15 protein-coding genes are annotated in these 16,402 nt (G+C 71.7%); 6 read left to right on the top strand and 9 right to left on the bottom strand.

The window, feature by feature from the left end:
- The first annotated feature begins 277 nt into the window (after positions 1 to 277).
- Entirely contained in the window at positions 278 to 481 is a 204-nt protein-coding gene (locus A3IG_RS0111050) for a cold-shock protein (RefSeq protein ID WP_016574426.1), read from the top strand.
- Positions 482 to 697: 216 nt separating this feature from the next.
- On the opposite strand, the gene A3IG_RS0111045 is transcribed toward A3IG_RS0111050, so the two are convergent.
- The gene (locus A3IG_RS0111045) at positions 698 to 1,276 is read right to left on the bottom strand and encodes a hypothetical protein (protein ID WP_018383628.1); all 579 of its coding nucleotides are present in this window, start codon (positions 1,274 to 1,276) and stop codon (positions 698 to 700) included.
- A gap of 327 nt (positions 1,277 to 1,603) precedes the next feature.
- Between A3IG_RS0111045 and A3IG_RS0111040 the strand changes: the two genes are divergently transcribed.
- The 4 genes from A3IG_RS0111040 (at position 1,604) to A3IG_RS0111025 (ending at position 7,333) form a co-directional block, all read left to right on the top strand.
- Positions 1,604 to 2,062, top strand: a complete 459-nt coding sequence (locus tag A3IG_RS0111040; RefSeq protein WP_018383627.1) for a hypothetical protein — start codon at positions 1,604 to 1,606, stop codon at positions 2,060 to 2,062.
- A gap of 161 nt (positions 2,063 to 2,223) precedes the next feature.
- Positions 2,224 to 4,557 (top strand): tetratricopeptide repeat protein, encoded by a 2,334-nt coding sequence (locus A3IG_RS35695; protein ID WP_018383626.1) that lies wholly within the window; start codon positions 2,224 to 2,226, stop codon positions 4,555 to 4,557.
- Between the two features lie 344 nt (positions 4,558 to 4,901).
- On the top strand, positions 4,902 to 5,351 hold the full coding sequence (locus tag A3IG_RS0111030) for a hypothetical protein (RefSeq protein WP_040911234.1): 450 nt from the start codon (positions 4,902 to 4,904) through the stop codon (positions 5,349 to 5,351).
- Positions 5,352 to 5,473: 122 nt separating this feature from the next.
- Positions 5,474 to 7,333 (top strand): tetratricopeptide repeat protein, encoded by a 1,860-nt coding sequence (locus A3IG_RS0111025; protein WP_078500290.1) that lies wholly within the window; start codon positions 5,474 to 5,476, stop codon positions 7,331 to 7,333.
- 198 nt (positions 7,334 to 7,531) lie between these two features.
- Here A3IG_RS0111025 and A3IG_RS0111020 read toward each other — a convergent pair whose 3' ends face one another.
- From A3IG_RS0111020 to A3IG_RS0110990, 7 genes are all read right to left on the bottom strand, one after another.
- Positions 7,532 to 7,900: a VOC family protein gene (locus A3IG_RS0111020; protein ID WP_018383623.1), complete on the bottom strand. Its 369-nt coding sequence runs from the start codon at positions 7,898 to 7,900 to the stop codon at positions 7,532 to 7,534.
- Positions 7,901 to 8,165: 265 nt separating this feature from the next.
- Entirely contained in the window at positions 8,166 to 9,485 is a 1,320-nt protein-coding gene (locus A3IG_RS0111015) for a dicarboxylate/amino acid:cation symporter (protein WP_018383622.1), read from the bottom strand.
- Between the two features lie 743 nt (positions 9,486 to 10,228).
- The gene (locus tag A3IG_RS0111010; RefSeq protein ID WP_018383621.1) at positions 10,229 to 10,555 is read right to left on the bottom strand and encodes a DUF4229 domain-containing protein; all 327 of its coding nucleotides are present in this window, start codon (positions 10,553 to 10,555) and stop codon (positions 10,229 to 10,231) included.
- A 68-nt stretch (positions 10,556 to 10,623) separates the two neighbouring features.
- On the bottom strand, positions 10,624 to 11,142 hold the full coding sequence (locus tag A3IG_RS0111005; RefSeq protein WP_018383620.1) for a GNAT family N-acetyltransferase: 519 nt from the start codon (positions 11,140 to 11,142) through the stop codon (positions 10,624 to 10,626).
- 70 nt (positions 11,143 to 11,212) lie between these two features.
- Positions 11,213 to 12,376 (bottom strand): aminofutalosine synthase MqnE, encoded by a 1,164-nt coding sequence (gene mqnE / locus A3IG_RS0111000; RefSeq protein ID WP_018383619.1) that lies wholly within the window; start codon positions 12,374 to 12,376, stop codon positions 11,213 to 11,215.
- 160 nt (positions 12,377 to 12,536) lie between these two features.
- Positions 12,537 to 12,989 carry an Lrp/AsnC family transcriptional regulator gene (locus A3IG_RS0110995; RefSeq protein WP_018383618.1) on the bottom strand — a complete coding sequence of 151 codons (453 nt, stop codon included), beginning with the start codon at positions 12,987 to 12,989 and terminating at the stop codon, positions 12,537 to 12,539.
- 56 nt (positions 12,990 to 13,045) lie between these two features.
- Positions 13,046 to 13,729 carry a UbiX family flavin prenyltransferase gene (locus tag A3IG_RS0110990; RefSeq protein WP_018383617.1) on the bottom strand — a complete coding sequence of 228 codons (684 nt, stop codon included), beginning with the start codon at positions 13,727 to 13,729 and terminating at the stop codon, positions 13,046 to 13,048.
- A 310-nt stretch (positions 13,730 to 14,039) separates the two neighbouring features.
- On the opposite strand from A3IG_RS0110990, the gene A3IG_RS0110985 reads away from it, so the two are divergent.
- Positions 14,040 to 14,555 (top strand): rhomboid family intramembrane serine protease, encoded by a 516-nt coding sequence (locus A3IG_RS0110985; protein ID WP_104530727.1) that lies wholly within the window; start codon positions 14,040 to 14,042, stop codon positions 14,553 to 14,555.
- Here the strand turns inward: A3IG_RS0110985 and A3IG_RS0110980 are convergent.
- Positions 14,552 to 16,402, bottom strand: coding sequence for a complex I subunit 5 family protein (locus tag A3IG_RS0110980; protein WP_018383615.1), 1,851 nt, complete (start codon positions 16,400 to 16,402; stop codon positions 14,552 to 14,554). The genes A3IG_RS0110985 and A3IG_RS0110980 overlap by 4 nt on opposite strands.

Raw genomic sequence — 16,402 nt, 5'->3', positions numbered from 1 at the left:
TGGGGAAGGAACCCGACCGGAGTAATTCGCCATCGCCGACCCTGGCCCGACCCCGGTGCCCATGCTAGGCTTAAAGCCAAGTTGCAGTTTGGTTTCCTTGCAGTACTCAAAGCCTGCGAGTAATCATGTAACCGGCGCATGTGACCGGAGCATGTAACCCGCAGGCTTTTGTAGTTTTTCAGGCTTTTCACAAAAAGGTTCTGGATGCGGGGCGAAAACGGCAGCGATCTGGGATCCGCACAAGGCGGAACCAGCGTCTGTGCCTAGGAGAATTTTTATGGCTACCGGAACCGTCAAGTGGTTCAACGCTGAAAAGGGCTTCGGCTTCATCGCCCAGGACGGCGGCGGTCCCGATGTCTTCGTCCACTACTCCGCGATCAACGCGTCCGGCTTCCGTTCGCTCGAAGAGAACCAGCAGGTCACCTTCGACGTCACCCAGGGCCCCAAGGGCCCGCAGGCGGAGAACGTCAGCCCCGCGTAATCGCGCCTCGCGCAGTTCCTAAGGAGCCCCGCACCGGCCACGGTGCGGGGCTCCTGCCCTTTCCTGGATGGCCAGCCCTTTCCCGCCCGGCGTCCCACCCGCGGGAGCCGGGACGGCACGGGCGGAGGTATTCCCGCCGACCGCGTTCCCGGCCGACCGCCGCCGAGGCCGTTTGTCCCCGCTGCCGCCGGCCGGCGCCCGTTCCCTCGCTCGGCCTCAGTTCCCCCGGGAGCGTCTGTTCAGGGCGAAGACCGCTGCCCCGGCCGCCCCGACCAGCAGCGCCGAGCCCCCGGCCATCGCCAGGGTCCTGCCGAGCGACGTCGCCCCCGACCCACCGTCCCGCGCCTCCCGGTCCGGCGGGGCGGCGTGCCGCGCCGGCTGGCCGGCCGGACTGACGGAGACGGCCCCGGGCGGGCCTTCCGCGGTGACCGTGAGCGTGGACCGCAGGCTGGGCGCCTGGTTCGGGTGGTCACAGGTGACCTCGACCAGGAAGGTACCCGGGGAGACGTCCGGGCTGACCTCCCCCGTTCCGCTGACCGTCCCGGGCTCGCCGGTGGGCGCCAGCCGCAGCACCTGGTCCACCAGCGCGTCCGAGAACGCCTGGGGCCTGGCGTTGACGCTGCCCGCGACGCACCCGGAGGCGGAGACGGTGACCGCCTGGCCCGGCTGGACCGCGGCCGGGGTGATGACCACCTGGTCGCCCTCGGCGGCCCCGGCGGTCGGGCACCCGCCCACCAGGCAGCCGGCTGATATGGCGAGCACGGCGACTCGACGGGCGGTGGTGACGACGCGCATGGCGGCCTCCAGGGCCGGGGCGCGGGGCGCGCTCTCACTGCGCGACCGGTTGACCGCACCCCGTCACCAGCGACGCTAGGAGCGCCGGGCCGGCCCCGCGACGCCACGGAACCGATCGGGTGACCGCCACCCCCCCCCGTTCGCCGCGGCCCGCGGCCCGCGTGCCCCGTCCGGACGCGGCAGCACCCGCGGTGCCAGGAGCCACCGCCCCGCGGGTGACGGGAGACGGCCACCACACGCCGCGGTTCACGGCTAACCTGAAGAACCGGTGCGGCCCCCCAGGACGGCGGGCCCGCCGGGGGCTCGTTCGCGAGGAGGGGACGCAACGTGGTGGACGCGGTCGCACTGTCGGGCGAGATCACACCGGTGGTCACCGCCGCCGTCGCCGCCTATGGCGCGGCAGTGCTCACCAGGGTCCAGGACACCACCGCCGACGCCACCGTCTCGCTGGGGCAGCGCGTGCTGCGGCGGATCACCGGGCGCCCCGGGGAGCAGCCCGGTGTGGAGGACGCCGTCGCGGACCTCGCCGACGACCCCGACGACCCCGACGCCCAGGCCGCCCTGCGCATGCAGGTCAGGAAGGCCCTGCTCGCCGACGACGCCCTGGCCGAGGACATCGCTCGGCTGGTCGCCGGTGCCCCGGGCGTCACCGTCACCGCCTCCGGGGACCGTTCGGTGGCCGCACAGACGATCCACGGCAACGTCTCCACCGGCGACACCGTCCACATCACTCCCGGCGCCGGACGTGCCGACGGCGTCAACGGGGCGGGCCCGCACCCAAACTGACCGCGCCGCCCGGCCCTGCCCCACCCGCACCGGGCGGCGTCCACGCCAACGCCGACAGCTCCGTCGCCATCGGCTCACTGACCGGCACCCTCCACATCGGTGACACCGTCACCCACCACCCGGCTCCCCCGTCCCCGGCCGCCGTCGAGGCACCTCGGGGGTTGCACAACCTGTCCCACGCCCACGCCCCGATCCTGGGGCGGGACGCCGAGCTGGCCTGGTTGGACCAGGTGGTCCGTGAGGGGAACAGCGTCATCACCCAGGCGGTTCACGGTCTCGGCGGTGTGGGGAAGTCAACCCTGGCCCTGCACTACGCCCGCGCGCACCGTCAGGACCACACCCTGACCTGGTGGATCACCGCCGACAGCCCGGAGCGCATCACCGCGGGACTCGCCGCGCTCGCCGAACGCCTCCAAGCCCGACCAACCTCCCACGTCAGCACGGCCAACCAGGCCACCTGGGCCCTGACCTGGTTGCAGACCCACCCGGGATGGCTGCTGGTCCTGGACAACGTGGAGGACCCCGCACACCTCGAACCGCACCTGGGACAGCTCGACGCCGGTCACGTGCTGATCACCAGCCGTCGCGCCACCGGATGGCGGCACCTCGCCCACCCCGTCCGGATCGACGTTCTGGCCCCCGGACCCGCGGCCGACCTGTTGGGCCGCGCCAGCGGCCACACCTCCCCCGACCACCGGCCGGCCCTGACCGAGCTCGCCGCCGACCTCGGCTACCTCCCCCTGGCGCTGGAGCAGGCCGGGGCCTACATCACCCGGCACCACGTCAGCATCACCACCTACCGCGAACGCCTCGCCCACCACCCGGCCCGGATCCACGCCACCCCGGCCAGGGCGGGGCAGCACGAGGCCACCGTCGCCCGCGTCTGGCACCTGACACTGGACTCCATCGCCGCCCAGGACCCGCTGGCGGTCCGCCTGTTGTCCGTCCTGGCCTGGCTCGCCCCCGACCAGCTCCCCCGCGACGTCCTCACCGTCCTGGGGCAGGACGTCCTCGCGGTGGACGAGGCGTTGGCGCTGCTGGCCGACTACAGCATGATCACCCTCACCCCGGACACGGTCAGTGTCCACCGCCTCGTCCAGACCACCACCCGCACCATCGACCCTCACGACCCCCACCGCACCCAGGACGCCGTCACCACCGCCCGTCACCACGCCACCGCCCTGCTCAACGCCGCGCTCCCGGACGGCGACCCCGAAGTGGACCTGGGCGCGTGGCCCCGGTGGAAGGCCCTGCTGCCCCACATCCACGCTCACGCCGCCCTCACCGAACCCCGTCACGACCCGCCGGGCACCGACCGGCTCTTCAGCATGACGGCCCTGTTCCTCGCGAGACAGGGCCAGACCGACCTGGCCGTCGCCTACGGCGAACGTGCTGTCCACACGGCCGCCCGCCTGCACGGAACGCTCCACCCCGACACCCTGGCCAGCCGCAACAACCTCGCCATGGCCCACCAGGCAGCGGGAGACCCGAACAGCGCCATCCCGCTGCACGAGTCCGTCCTCGCCGACAGCGTCCGCACCCTCGGCCCCGACCACCCCTACACCCTGAACAGCCGCAACAACCTCGCTCGCGCCTACCACGCCGCCAACGACGTGGACCGCGCCATTTCCCTGCACGAGTCCATCCTCGCCGACAGCGCCCGCGTCCTCGGCCCCGACCACCCCCTCACCCTCACCACCCGCAACAACCTCGCCCGCGCCTACCAGGCCGCCGATGACGTGGACCGCGCCATCCCGCTGCAGGAGTCCGTCCTCGCCGACAGCGCCCGCGTCCTCGGCCCCGACCACCCCCTCACCCTCACCACCCGCGACTACCTGGCCAGCGCCTACCAGGCCGCCGGACACCTGGACCGCGCCATCGAGGTGTTCGAGTCCGTCATCGCCGACTGTGAGCGCGTCCTCGGCCCCCGCGATCCCCAGACGTTGGCCAGCCGTGGCGGCCTCGCCAGCGCCTACCAGGCGGCCGGGGACCTGGACCGCGCCATCCCCCTGCACGAATCCATCCTCGCCGACCTCGAGCGCGTCCTCGGCCCCGACCACCCTGACACGCTGCACAGCCGCAACAACCTCGGCATTGCCTACTGGAAGGCCGGTGACGCGGCCCGGGCCATCCCCCTGCACGAATCCGTGCTCGCCGACTTCGAGCACCTCCTCGGCCCCGACCACCCCAACACCCTGGCCACCCGCGACTACCTGGCCAGCGCCCATCGGGCGGCCGGGGACCTGGACCGGGCCATCCCCCTGTACGAGTCCGTGCTCGCCGACTGTGAGCGCGTCCTCGGCCCCGACCGCTCCCTCACCCTGATCACCCGAGGCAACCTCGCCAGCGCCTACGAGGCAGCAGGGGACCTGGACCGCGCCGTCCCCCTGCTGGAGACCACCGTCCGCACCGCCGAACGCGTCCTGGGCCCCGAGCACCCGTCAACCACCGTGTTCCGCGAGATCCTCCAGCGCGCACTGACCGGTGACGGGTGAGCCGGCCCCCCTCTCACCTCCCCGAGCGCCGCCCGTCACTCACGGGACCAGCGGGCAGCCGTGGCCGAGCGCGGGGCATCGCGGACAACGGCAGCCCCGTGCCCTGCCCCGATCAGCAAGGCGGCTCCAACCGGAACCTACGCCCGCGTCAGCAGAAACTCACCGCGGCCAAGGCCCGCACCGGAAGCCACCACCCACAGCGTGTGAGCCCTCAAGAAGTCATCGCTGGGTGAGGTAGTGGTCACGGACACACGCTCCGGCAACTACTCTGGCTGACATGACTTCAGCCCGTGGCGGTGGGGAGACTGCTCCGGAAAGTGGTGTGCGGGGAGGGACGGACCGCGGTGGACACAGTTGCTCTGTCGGAGGAGATCACGCGTGAGGTCACCGCAGTGGTGACCGCCCACGGCACGGCAGTGCTCATCCAGGCCGAGGACGCCCCCGCCGGTGCGACGGTGTCGTTGGGGCAACGGCTCCTGCACCGGATCATCGGCCGCCCTGGCAGTCAACCCGGTGTCGAAGGTGCCGTTGCGGAGTTGGCCGAGGAACCGGACGACGCAGACGCCCAAGGCGCCCTACGCAGGCAGATCAAGAAGGTGCTCCTGGGGGACGAGGAGTTGGCCGCCGACCTGGCCCACATGGTGGGCGGCTACCCGGGAGGCGCCACCATCACCGCCTCCGGACACCGCGCGGTCGCCGCGCAGACCATCCACGGCGCTGTCTCCACAGGCGACGCCATCACCAACCACCCCGGCACCGGCAGTACCGGGGGCAGGGACGGTCACCCAAACTGACCGCGCCGCCCGGCTCCTTCACACCACCGCCGGGCGGCATCCACGCCAACGCCACCAGGTCCACCGCCGTCGGCTCAGCCTGCACCCTGAACACCGGCGACGCCTACCACTACTACCAGCCCATGCCGTCCCTGCCGCCCGCGGCATCCGTTCCGGCGACAACTGGCGCACACAACCTTCCGCCGTTCCACGGCCCCATCCTGGGCCGGGATGACGACCTTGCTCTCCTGCACGAGGCGGTGCACGACGGAAACAGTGTCATCACCCAGGCCATTCACGGTCTCGGTGGTGTGGGCAAGTCCACTCTCGCCCTGGACTATGCCCGTACCCACCGCTCCGCGTACACCCTGACCTGGTGGATCACCGCGGACAGCCCGCAGAACCTCACCGCCGGCCTCGCCGCGTTGGCTGAGCGGCTGCACGGCCAGGCCGGCACCGACACGGCTACGAATGTCACGTGGGCGCTGACCTGGCTCCAGACGCACCCCGGTTGGTTGCTGGTGCTGGACAACGTCGAGGACCCCGCCGACCTCGAGCCGTACCTGGGGCAGTTGGACGCCGGACGAGTGTTGATCACCAGCCGCCGCGCCGTCGGATGGCACCGTCTGGCCCACCCCGTGGCCATCGACGTGTTGACCCTGGACTCCGCCACCGACCTGTTGGCCCGTGCCAGCGGTCACACCGCCCCCGGTCATCGCCCCGCCCTCACCGAACTGGCCACGGAACTGGGCTGCCTGCCCCTGGCGCTGGAGCAAGCCGGAGCGTACATCGCCCGGAATCAGATCAGCGCCAGCGACTACCACCAGTTGCTCCGCGAGTACCCGGCCCGGATCCACGCCACCCCCGCCGTTCTCGGACAGCACGAACGCACCATCGCCCGCACGTGGCGCCTGACCCTGGAGACCATCGCCACCCACACCCCTCTCGCAGTCGCGATGCTCTCCGTCCTGGCCTGGCTCGCCCCCGACCGACTCCCCCGAGACGTCCTCACCGCCCCTGCCAACGATGCGCTCGCGGTGAATGAGGCGCTGGGGACGCTGGCCGCCTACAGCATGATCACCCTCACCGAGAACAGCGTCAGCGTGCACCGTCTCGTCCAGGCAGTCGCCCGCACCCCCAACGCCCACAACACCGAGGACACCATCACACACGCCCGCGAGCGAGCCGCCGCCCTCCTGCACATCGCTCTCCCCACCACCGATCCCGCAACCGACGTAGGCACCTGGGCCCGCTGGAGGGCTCTGCTCCCCCACGTCCACGCCCACACCAGCCTCACCACACCCGATCAGGACACCCAGGACACCGCTCACCTCCTCGACTGGACCGGTTGGTTCCTCAGTGGCCAGGGCCAGCACCAGCAGGCCGTCGCCTACGCCGAACGCGCACACCAGACAAGCATCCGCCTCAACGGCCCTGACCACCCCGGTACCCTGACCAGCCGCAACAATCTCGCCAGCGCCTACCGGGGGGCGGGAGACCTGGACCGCGCCATCCCCCTGTACGAGGCCACCCTCAGTGCCGCATTGCGTGTCCTCGGCCCTGACCACCTCCACACCCTGACCAGCCGCAACAACCTCGCCAGCGCCTACCGGGAAGCGGGCGACCTGGACCGCGCCATCCCCCTGCACCAGGCCACCCTCACCGACCGCGAACGCATCCTCGGCTCTGACCACCCCGACACCCTGAGCAGCCGTAACAACCTCGCCGCCGCCTACCGGGGGGCGGGAGACCTGGACCGCGCCATCCCCCTGTACGAGGCCACCCTCAGTGCCGCATTGCGTGTCCTCGGCCCCAACCACCCCCACACCCTGACCAGCCGCAACAACCTCGCCACCGCCTACCAGGAAGCCGGAGACCTGGACCGCGCCATCCCCCTGTACGAGGCCACCCTCAGTGCCGCATTGCGTGTCCTCGGCCCCAACCACCCCATGACCACGGTCATCCGCCGGAATCTGCACGTCGCGCGGACGGCTGGGAGGTGAGCTGTCGTACTTCTCCCTACTTCCTCACGGGCGGCGCTGTACGGCGCCGCCCGTCACTCGCGGGGAACAGCGGGCAGCCATAGCCGAGCGGGTGTGGCAGCGGATGAGGGAGTGGCTCGCCGCCGAGCGCACAGAGGGCGGGTCGCCAGTGGTCTGTCCCGCGTCAGCCCACGACCAGCACATGCGCCCGGAACAGCGTCACCGGGCCGGGATCGGCTGGGTGAGGTTCACCGGGTTGCCGTCGGGGTCCGAGATGTGGGCGACGCGCTGTCCCCACGGCATGTCGTTGGGGCCGCTGCGGACCGAGCCGCCCAGCGCCACCACCCGGCCGAGCGTCTCGTCGACGTCGTCCACACCGATGCTGAGCAGAATTCGCGACGCCGCCCCTGTCCCCGGGTCCTCCTTGGCCACCAGCCCGAGGTCGGTGTCGCCGATGCGCAGGCCGAGGTAGAAGGCCGGTCCTTCCTCCGGTACCCGAAAGGTCTGCTCAGCGCCGAACAGTTGCGTGTAGAAGCTGAGCAGGACGTCGTGGTTGGCGGTCACGATCACTGGTTGGATGGTGGACATGGCACCCCTGTCGAGAACGGTCGTGTCGCTGGGTAGACCGTTCGAGGACGGTGGACTCATCGGTGGACCGCCGCGTTCCACCTGGCGCTGATCAGGGACCCGGCGACTCGGAGCTAGTGGCGGCGGTCGGTCCTCACCGCGTCGGGGAAACGACGGGTGTGCCGAGCCGGGCGGCTCCGGCCCGTTCCCGACAGCGCGGAGCCCCGGGCTCCGGTGGTGTCCGCACCGGTGCCCGGGGCTCCGCGGCCCGAGGGGCCGCCTGACGTCAGACGGCGACCGGCTCGCGGACCGGTGCCTCCTCCACCGGGGAGCTACTGACCCCCGCGAAGGCCTCGCGGTCCAGGATGCCCTCGCGGGAGGCCACCAGCACCGGTACGGCCGCCTGACCCGCGACGTTCGTGGCGGTGCGCACCATGTCAAGCACCGGGTCGATGGCCAGCAGCAGGCCCACGCCCTCCAGCGGCAGGCCCAGCGTGGACAGGGTCAGGGTCAGCATCACGATGGCGCCGGTCAGCCCCGCGGTGGCGGCCGAGCCGACCACGGAGACGAAGGCGATCAACAGGTAGTCGCCGATGCCGAGGCTCACTCCGAAGACCTGGGCGACGAAGATCGCGGCCAGCGCCGGGTAGATCGCGGCGCAACCGTCCATCTTGGTGGTCGCGCCGAACGGGACCGCGAAGGCCGCGTACTCCCGCTGCACGCCGAGGCGCTCCACCGACCGCTGGGTGACCGGCATGGTGCCCACGGAGGAACGGGAGACGAACGCGAGCTGGATGGCGGGCCAGGCGCCCTGGAAGAAGTGCAGCGGGTTGACCTTCGCCACCAGCCACAGCAGCAGCGGGTAGACGCCGAACAGCACCAGCGCGCACCCGACGTAGACGTCGACGGTGAACGTCGCCATGGGCTCGAGCAGGTCCCAGCCGTAGGTGGCCACCGACTTGCCGATCAGGCCGAGGGTGCCGAGGGGCGCCAGCCGGATGACCCACCACAGGGCCTTCTGGACCAGTTCCAGGACGGTGCGGCTGAGGGTGAGGACCGGTTCGGCGCGGTCGCCGACCTTCAGCACGGCGACACCGATCACCACGGCGAGGAAGACGATCTGGAGCACGTTGAGTTCGGTGAACGGGGTGATCACGTCGGTGGGGACGATCCCGGTGAGGAAGTCCACCCAGGACGCGGAGACGCCGTCCACCCGCTCGCCGTCGGACGGGCGCAGCCCGGTGCCGGAGCCGGGGTCGGTGAGCACGCCGATGACGATGCCGATGGTCACCGCGATCAGCGAGGTGGCGAGGAACCACAGCAGGGTGCGGCCGGCCAGCCGGGCGGCGTTGGTCACGTTGCGGAGGTTGGCGATGCTGACCAGGATCGCGGTGAAGACCAGCGGGGCGACGGCGAGCTTGAGCAACTGCACGAAGATGTCGCCGGTTCTGGTCAGGGTCTCGGTGAGCCAGTCCACGTGGTACTCGCGGGCGACGAGGCCGAGGACGACACCGAGCACGAGGCCGCCGATGATCTGCGCCCAGAACGGGGTCCGGCGCAGGCCGGCGAGGGGACTGGGGGGCTTGACGGTGGTGGAGGACGACACGGGCACACTCCGGGTGCGTGGTACGGGGGGGACGGGGAACGGGAGGTGCCGCCGCCCCGCGGTCGCGCCCGACCCACGACAGCCACTGCGCCGCTCCGACGCACGTCACCCGCGCCGGGCGCGGTGGGCGCGCCGGGTGGGCGCCGGTGACGGTGGGTCGGGAGGGGCTCGGCACGGCCTCCGGTCACGGCCGTCCCTGAGACGGTCCCGTGGCCGACACGCCGTGGATCACCGAGGTGGATGTCGAGGGGGGTGGGGCCCGATCAGTCGGGCCGTGACGACAACGCCGGGGCGGGGCGCGGACTCAGCCGCGACAGGCAGCCGACACCCGGCGACAGAAGTCGACCTCGAGCCGCGCCACGAGCGGTGCGTCCGCCGTGGCTCGGTGGGTCAGTACTGTCGTCATGCCGTGGAGATTACCACTGAGGCTTTGGGTTCATCAAAGCAATACTTTGAGATGGTCTTCCGGGGCGGGCCCGCCCGAGCACGGGCGCGGCGCACCACCGGGATTCGTCGTCCGGGTCGCCCCAGGTGGCGTCGTCCCCGAGCGAGGAGTTCGCATCCCCGTTCCAGCAGGGATGACGGTGGGCCCACAGCCGTCAGGTGGGGGTGCTGACGCCCTCCGAGCCGAGGCTCAGGGACCTGAGTGTCGCTGTCCGACACAGGTCGGCCACCTCCGACCACTGGTGGGCGGCGTGCGACGCGGTCGTTCCGCTGCTCGCGGTGGGTCGGTGGCCGGCGGGTCAGCTCTTCTGGGGCCGGAGCCGGTCGGCGTCCTGCGCCGCGTCCTCCCGGGTGCGGTCCTCGGCCAGCCGCCGCTTGGTCTGGGTGACCTTGTCCACGATCTCCTCCGACATCGCGTCGCGCTGCCGGCTCAGCACCACGTAGCTGATCGGCGCGGAGAGCAGGGCGGCGACGCCGATCAGCAGTACCGTCCCCTCGGCCCCGTTGACCTCGATGACCTCGACGTAGGCGAGCAGCCAGACGACGAGGAAACACAGGACGAAGATCCCCAGACGCATTCCGGTGTAGCGGAGCGCGGCGTGTTTGGTGGGTGTCACGGTGCTCACGGCGGCTACTTCTCTCGTTCTCGGCGAACCCGGCCGCCTTCCAGTGAAGCACGGCCGGTCCGTGGCCCTCAGCGCAGGTCGAGCCACATCATGACGTCGTCCCTGTCGTCGCCGGGCGCCACCCGGATCGCGGCGGGCACCCGGCCGACCTCGCGGTACCCGACGGAGGCGTAGAACCGCTCCAGGCCGGTGCCGCCCCGGCAGGTGAGGCGGAACGACTCCAGGCCCATCCGCCGGCCCTGGCGCTCCGCCTCCCGCAGCAGCCTGCTCCCCTCGCCCTCTCCCTGCCGGGACGGGTGGAGCATCACCGTGTAGAGCCAGCACCAGTGGGTCATCAGTGGGTGGTCGTTGAAGGAGAAGAAGGCGGTGCCCACCAGCTTGTCCCCGTCCCAGGCGGCGAGCAGCCGTGTGCGGCCGGCGGCCATGGCCGCGAAGTGCTTCTCCGCCGTGGGCCGCACGTCGTCCTCGGCAACCGGCGGCACGAAGCCCACCGCGCCGTCCGCGTTCGACACGTCGGTCCAGACGGAGACGACCTGGTCCCGCAGCTCCGGGGTGAGCTCCGGATCCATCTCGAACGTCAGTCCCATGGAACCGACGGTACCTGCCCCGTCCGCGTGGCCCCTCCACGGTCCACGGGACGGACACCGGCGGCCGGGATCACACCCGCATGGGCTGCGGGGACTCGCGGCGGTCCGGGTCAGGACCCGGGAACTCGCGGATCACCTCGTAGCGGGTGTTGCGCTCCAGCGGTCGGAAACCGGCGTCCCGGATCAGCTCGAGGAGGTCCTCCCGGGTCAGCTTGGCCGGGGTGCCGAAGTTGTCCGCGTCGTGCGTGATCTTGTACTCCACGACCGACCCGTCCATGTCGTCGGCACCGTGGTTGAGGGCGAGCTGCGCGGTGGACAGGCCGTGCATCACCCAGAAGACCTTCACGTGGGGGACGTTGTCGAACAGCAGCCGGGAGACCGCGAACGTCTTCAGCGCCTCCACCCCGGTGGCCATGGTGGTGCGCTCCTGGAGCCGGTTGCGGACCTTGCCGTCCCTGGAGTCGTGGAAGTCGTGCTGGTAGCGGAGCGGGATGAAGACCTGGAAGCCGCCGGTCTCGTCCTGGAGCTCACGCAGCCTGAGCACGTGGTCCACCCGGTGCCGCGGCTCCTCGATGTGCCCGTAGAGCATGGTGCTCGGCGTCTTCAGCCCCTTGGAGTGCGCCAGCCTGTGGATGCGCGACCAGTCCTCCCAGTGGCAGGCGTGGTCCACGATGTGCTGGCGGACCTCCCAGTCGAAGATCTCCGCGCCGCCGCCGGTCAACGACTCGAGGCCGGCGTCGATCAGCTCGTCGAGGATCTCCGACGCCGGCAGCCCGGAGATCTTCTCGAACCACTGGATCTCGGTGGCGGTGAACGCCTTCAGCGACACCTGCGGCAGCGCCTCCTTCAGCGCCCGCAGGGAACGGGGGTAGTACCGCCAGGGCAGGGTCGGGTGGAGCCCGTTGACGATGTGCAGCTCGGTGAGGTGCTCGCTCTCCATGGTCTTGGCCAGCCGGACCGCTTCCTCGATCCGCATGGTGTACGCGTCCTTCTCGCCCGGCTTGCGCTGGAACGAGCAGTAGGCGCACGAGGCGCTGCACACGTTGGTCATGTTCAGGTGGCGGTTGACGTTGAAGTAGACCGCGTCACCGTTCTTGCGGGTGCGCACCTGGTGGGCGAGCCCGCCCAGCCAGGCCAGGTCGTCGGACTCGTACAGCGCGATGCCGTCCTCGCGGGACAACCGCTCCCCCGCGTTGACCTTCTCCTCCAGCTCCCGCTTGAGCCCGGCGTCCATCTGGCCTCCCTGTGCCCACCAGTTCAGCGTCGCGCCCGGAACCCGCGCCGCGCCCGCGTACCCCGTCCGTCCGGGGCCCGGCCGAGCCGGCGGGTCCGGTCCGCGACCGGCTCAGGCGAGCCTACGCCACCGGGGCGGCGCCCCCGCGCGACGGGCCGGCTCAGACCTGCGGGACCTCCCCGACCCGGCTCTCCCACTTGGTGGAGAGCACCACGGTGGTCCGGGTGCGGGAGACGCCCTTGGTGCCGGACAGCCGGTGGATGGTCCGCTCGAGACCGTCCACGTCGCCGACCCGCACCTTGAGCATGAACGAGTCGTCGCCGGCGATGAACCAGCAGTCCTCGATCTCCGCCAGGTCCCGGAGCCTCCTGGCCACCTCCTCGTGGTCGGCGGCGGTGGTGAGCTGCACCCCCACCAGGGCGGTGACACCGAGCCCGAGCGCGGCCGGGGCGACCGTGGCCCGGTAGCCGGTGATCACCCCGGCCTGTTCCAGACGGTTGATCCGGTCGGTGACACTGGGACCGGAGAGCCCCACCAGCCGTCCCAGTTCGGCGTAGGACGCCCTGCCGTTCTCCCGCAGCGCCTGGATGAGCTGCCTGTCCACCGCGTCCATGTGTCTGCCAAGCCTTCCGTTCCTCGCCGTTGCGCGGGTCTCACCTCCGGGCTCCGCTACGCGCGACCGCCCCCGATGTCCCCCTCCCACCTGCGGTACAGCTTGTGTGGCACCCCGACCGCGTCCAGCGTCCTGCCGGCGACGAAGTCCACGAGGTCCTGAATACCCCGGGCACCGGCGTAGAACGCCGGTGCGGCGGGCAGCACCACCGCGCCGGCCTCGTCCAGGGTGACCAGGTGGCGCAGCGTCTGGCCGGCGAGCGGCGTCTCCCGCACCACCACCACCAGCGGCCGGCGTTCCTTGAGGGTCACGCTCGCCGTGCGCTGCAACAGGTCCTTGGACAGCCCCAGGGCGATCCCGGCGACGGCCGCGGTGCTCGCCGGGACGACGAGCATCCCGCGGGCCGGGTAGGAGCCGCTGGACGGGCCCGCCGCCAGGTCCCCGGGGGACCAGTGGCGGACGGAGTCCAGGTCAGGCTCGGGCGTCGGCGCCCCCGAGGCGTCGGTGCCCAGCCACCGGGCCAGGTCGGCGCGCCAGTGCGCGTCCCGGAACGGGGCCCCGGTCTCGTCGAGGATGGTGAGCCTGGCCGCCCGGCTCACCACCAGGTCCACCGCCTCCCCCGCGTGCAGCAGGGCGCGGACCACGGCGGCGGCGTAGGGCGTCCCCGAGGCTCCCGAGACCCCGACGACCCAGGGCCGGCGCCCGCCGTCCCCCCCGGTGCTCCTGTTGTCCCGCTCCACACGGTCGAGCCTATCCGGCGCGGCGCGGGACTTCCCGACCGGAACAAGGACAGACCTCCCCGTCGTTCCCTACCGTGGAAGGACACCGACCCGCGACGTCCACCCGAACCGAAGATCCCGCCCGTGACGTCCCTCACCACCCGGGGGGGCTCCGTCAGCACCGTTGAGGCCGTCACCCACGCCGTCAAGGGGGAATGCAGTGGCCCACCAGCCGTCGTACGACCCGTCGTCCTTCACCGGTCGTCGTCCCGCCCCGGCCCGCCGCTCGCTGCGCGGCGGGTTGGCCGACGTGCGCGCCGCCGCGCTGCTGATGAGCTTCTGGGTGGGGCTGCTGTGGTTGCTCGAGGCGGTGGACACGGCCCGGGACCACCGGCTCGACCAGTACGGCATAGTCCCGCGCCAGGTGGGTGAGCTGGCCGACGTGATCCCGGCGTCGTTCATGCACTTCGGCTACGACCACGTGGCGGCCAACTCGGTGCCGCTGCTGGTGCTGGGGTTCCTCGCCGCCGCGCGGGGGCTGAGCCGGTTCTTCGCGGTGGCCACGTTCATCATCGTGGCCAGCGGTGTCGGGGTGTGGCTGGTCGCCCCCGCCAACACCAACACGGCCGGGGCCAGCGGCCTGATCTTCGGTCTCTTCGGCTACCTGCTGGTGCGCGGCTTCGTGGACCGCAAGGTGCTGGACGTCGTGGTGGGCGTGGGCGTGGCCGTCCTCTACGGCTCGATCCTGTGGGGCGTGCTCCCCACGGACAGCGGGATCTCCTGGCAGGGGCACCTGTTCGGCCTGCTGGGCGGGGTGGCTGCTCCGTTCGTCTTCCGCCGCAGTTAGCCGTCAACTGGGAGGACCCCGACCAGCGCGGCCAGCGCGGTCATGCCGAACAGGAGCCAGGCGGCGTAGTCACCGACGTGTCCGGAGTGCAGTGCCCGCACGGCGGCCAGGGAGCGCAGGAAAGGGCGGAGCCGGGCCCGGCGTGCGTCCGGTGCCCGCGGCGCCCGGACGGCCGCGGCGGCGAGGAGGACCGCAGCCGCGGTGGACACGCACCCGAGGACCACGCCCTGCGCGGTCCACGTCGACTCGTGGTGCGGGGAGCCCACCGCGGGGGCCGTTCCGAACAGGACCGCCGCGGCGTAGCCCCGGGGGTCGGTGAAGCCCTCCGCGGCGTGGTCGAAGGCTCGGCCGGCGCCGGGGAGCACGCCGACGGCCAGACCGCCCGCCAGCAGCAGGAGGACCGCCGCGTACATGGTGCGCGGTGTGCGGCTCAGTTGCTCGGTCTCCCGGTGCTCCTCGATTCCGGTGGTCTGCGCAGCGATCGCGACCGGGCCGCCGGCGTCGGGTGCCGGGCCCGCCCCCAGGTAGATGCGGAAGCCCGCCCGCAGGACGGCCCCGCCGGTCAGGGCTGAGACGGCCACGAACACCGCGGGCCCCCACGGGTGTCCCGCCCTGGTCAGCGCCTCCTCGGTCACCGACTTGCCCAGGGCCGTGCCGAACGGGGGGAGCCCGGCCAGGGCGGCGCCCGCGGCGAAGTACAGCCAGGACACGAACCGGGCGTCCCTGCCGCAGCCGTGCAGCTTCAGCTCGTCCACGTGTCCGTGTCTGGCCAGGATGACGCCGACCAGCAGGAACAGGGCGGACTTGACCCCCGCGTGCGCTGCCGCGTACAACGCCACGCCCGCGGTGCCCTCGGGGGTGAGCGTGGCGAGCCCGGTCGTGAACAGGCCGACGTGGGCGATGGTGGAGTAGGCCAGCATGCGCTTGAGGTGGCTCTGCGCGAAGCACATCAGGGCGCCCACCACCGCGGTGAGCACCCCGGCCGGGAGGAAGGCGCCGCGGATGTCGTCGTGCGGCACCGCGCTCCCGAAGACCGTCCAGAAGACCCGGAACGCACCGTAGAGGCCGAGTTCGACCATCACTCCGGAGAACAGCACGCACACCGGCGCGGGCGCCACCGCGTGCGCGTCCGGCAGCCAGAAGTGGAAGGGCACGACGGCCGCCTTCACCAGGAAGCAGGTGACGATGACCACCAGCGCCACGACGGTCAGCGCGTCGGCCCGGTGTTCGGTGAGCCGCTGGCCGAGCGGTGCGAGGCCGAGCTGCCCGTGCCTGGCGTACAGGACGCCGATGCCCGCCAGGGAGAAGTAGGCGCCGAGGGAGTTGACGATGCCGAAGTTGAGGCCGCCCTGGACCGCCGTGGGGTCCTCGATCTTGAGGCCGGTGAGCGCGTACGCGGCGATGCCCATGAGCTCGAAGAAGACGAACATGTCGAACAGGTCGCCGGAGAGCACGAACCCCTCCATGCCGGCGAGGAACAGGAGCATCAGCGCGTGGTAGTAGCCGCGCACCGGGGAGTAGTAGCGCCAGCTGTACAGCAGCGCGCAGCTCATCAGTCCGGCGATCAGCAGGGCCGTTCCGGCGCTGAGGCTGTCGGCGACGAGGGGGATGCCGACGCTGACCCCCCGCTTCGGCCGCCAGTCGCCGTTCCAGGTGACGACGCGGCCGTCGGCGGACCGCGTCAGCACGACCGCCGCCAGGGCACACACCGTGAGCGACGTGGCGACGCCCAGGAGGTCGAGCACGTGGTGCGGCAACCTGCTTCCCGCGGCGACCATGAGACAGGCCACCAGCACCGGGACGGCGATGGCGAGGGGCATCAGGTGCGCGGCGGTTCCCGACGTCAC

Origin of the sequence: Wenjunlia vitaminophila DSM 41686, from assembly GCF_000380165.1 — a bacterium.
Lineage (GTDB): Bacteria > Actinomycetota > Actinomycetes > Streptomycetales > Streptomycetaceae > Wenjunlia > Wenjunlia vitaminophila.
Note: the sequence above shows the minus strand (reverse complement) of the source record. Positions and strands in the feature narration are given on the sequence as shown.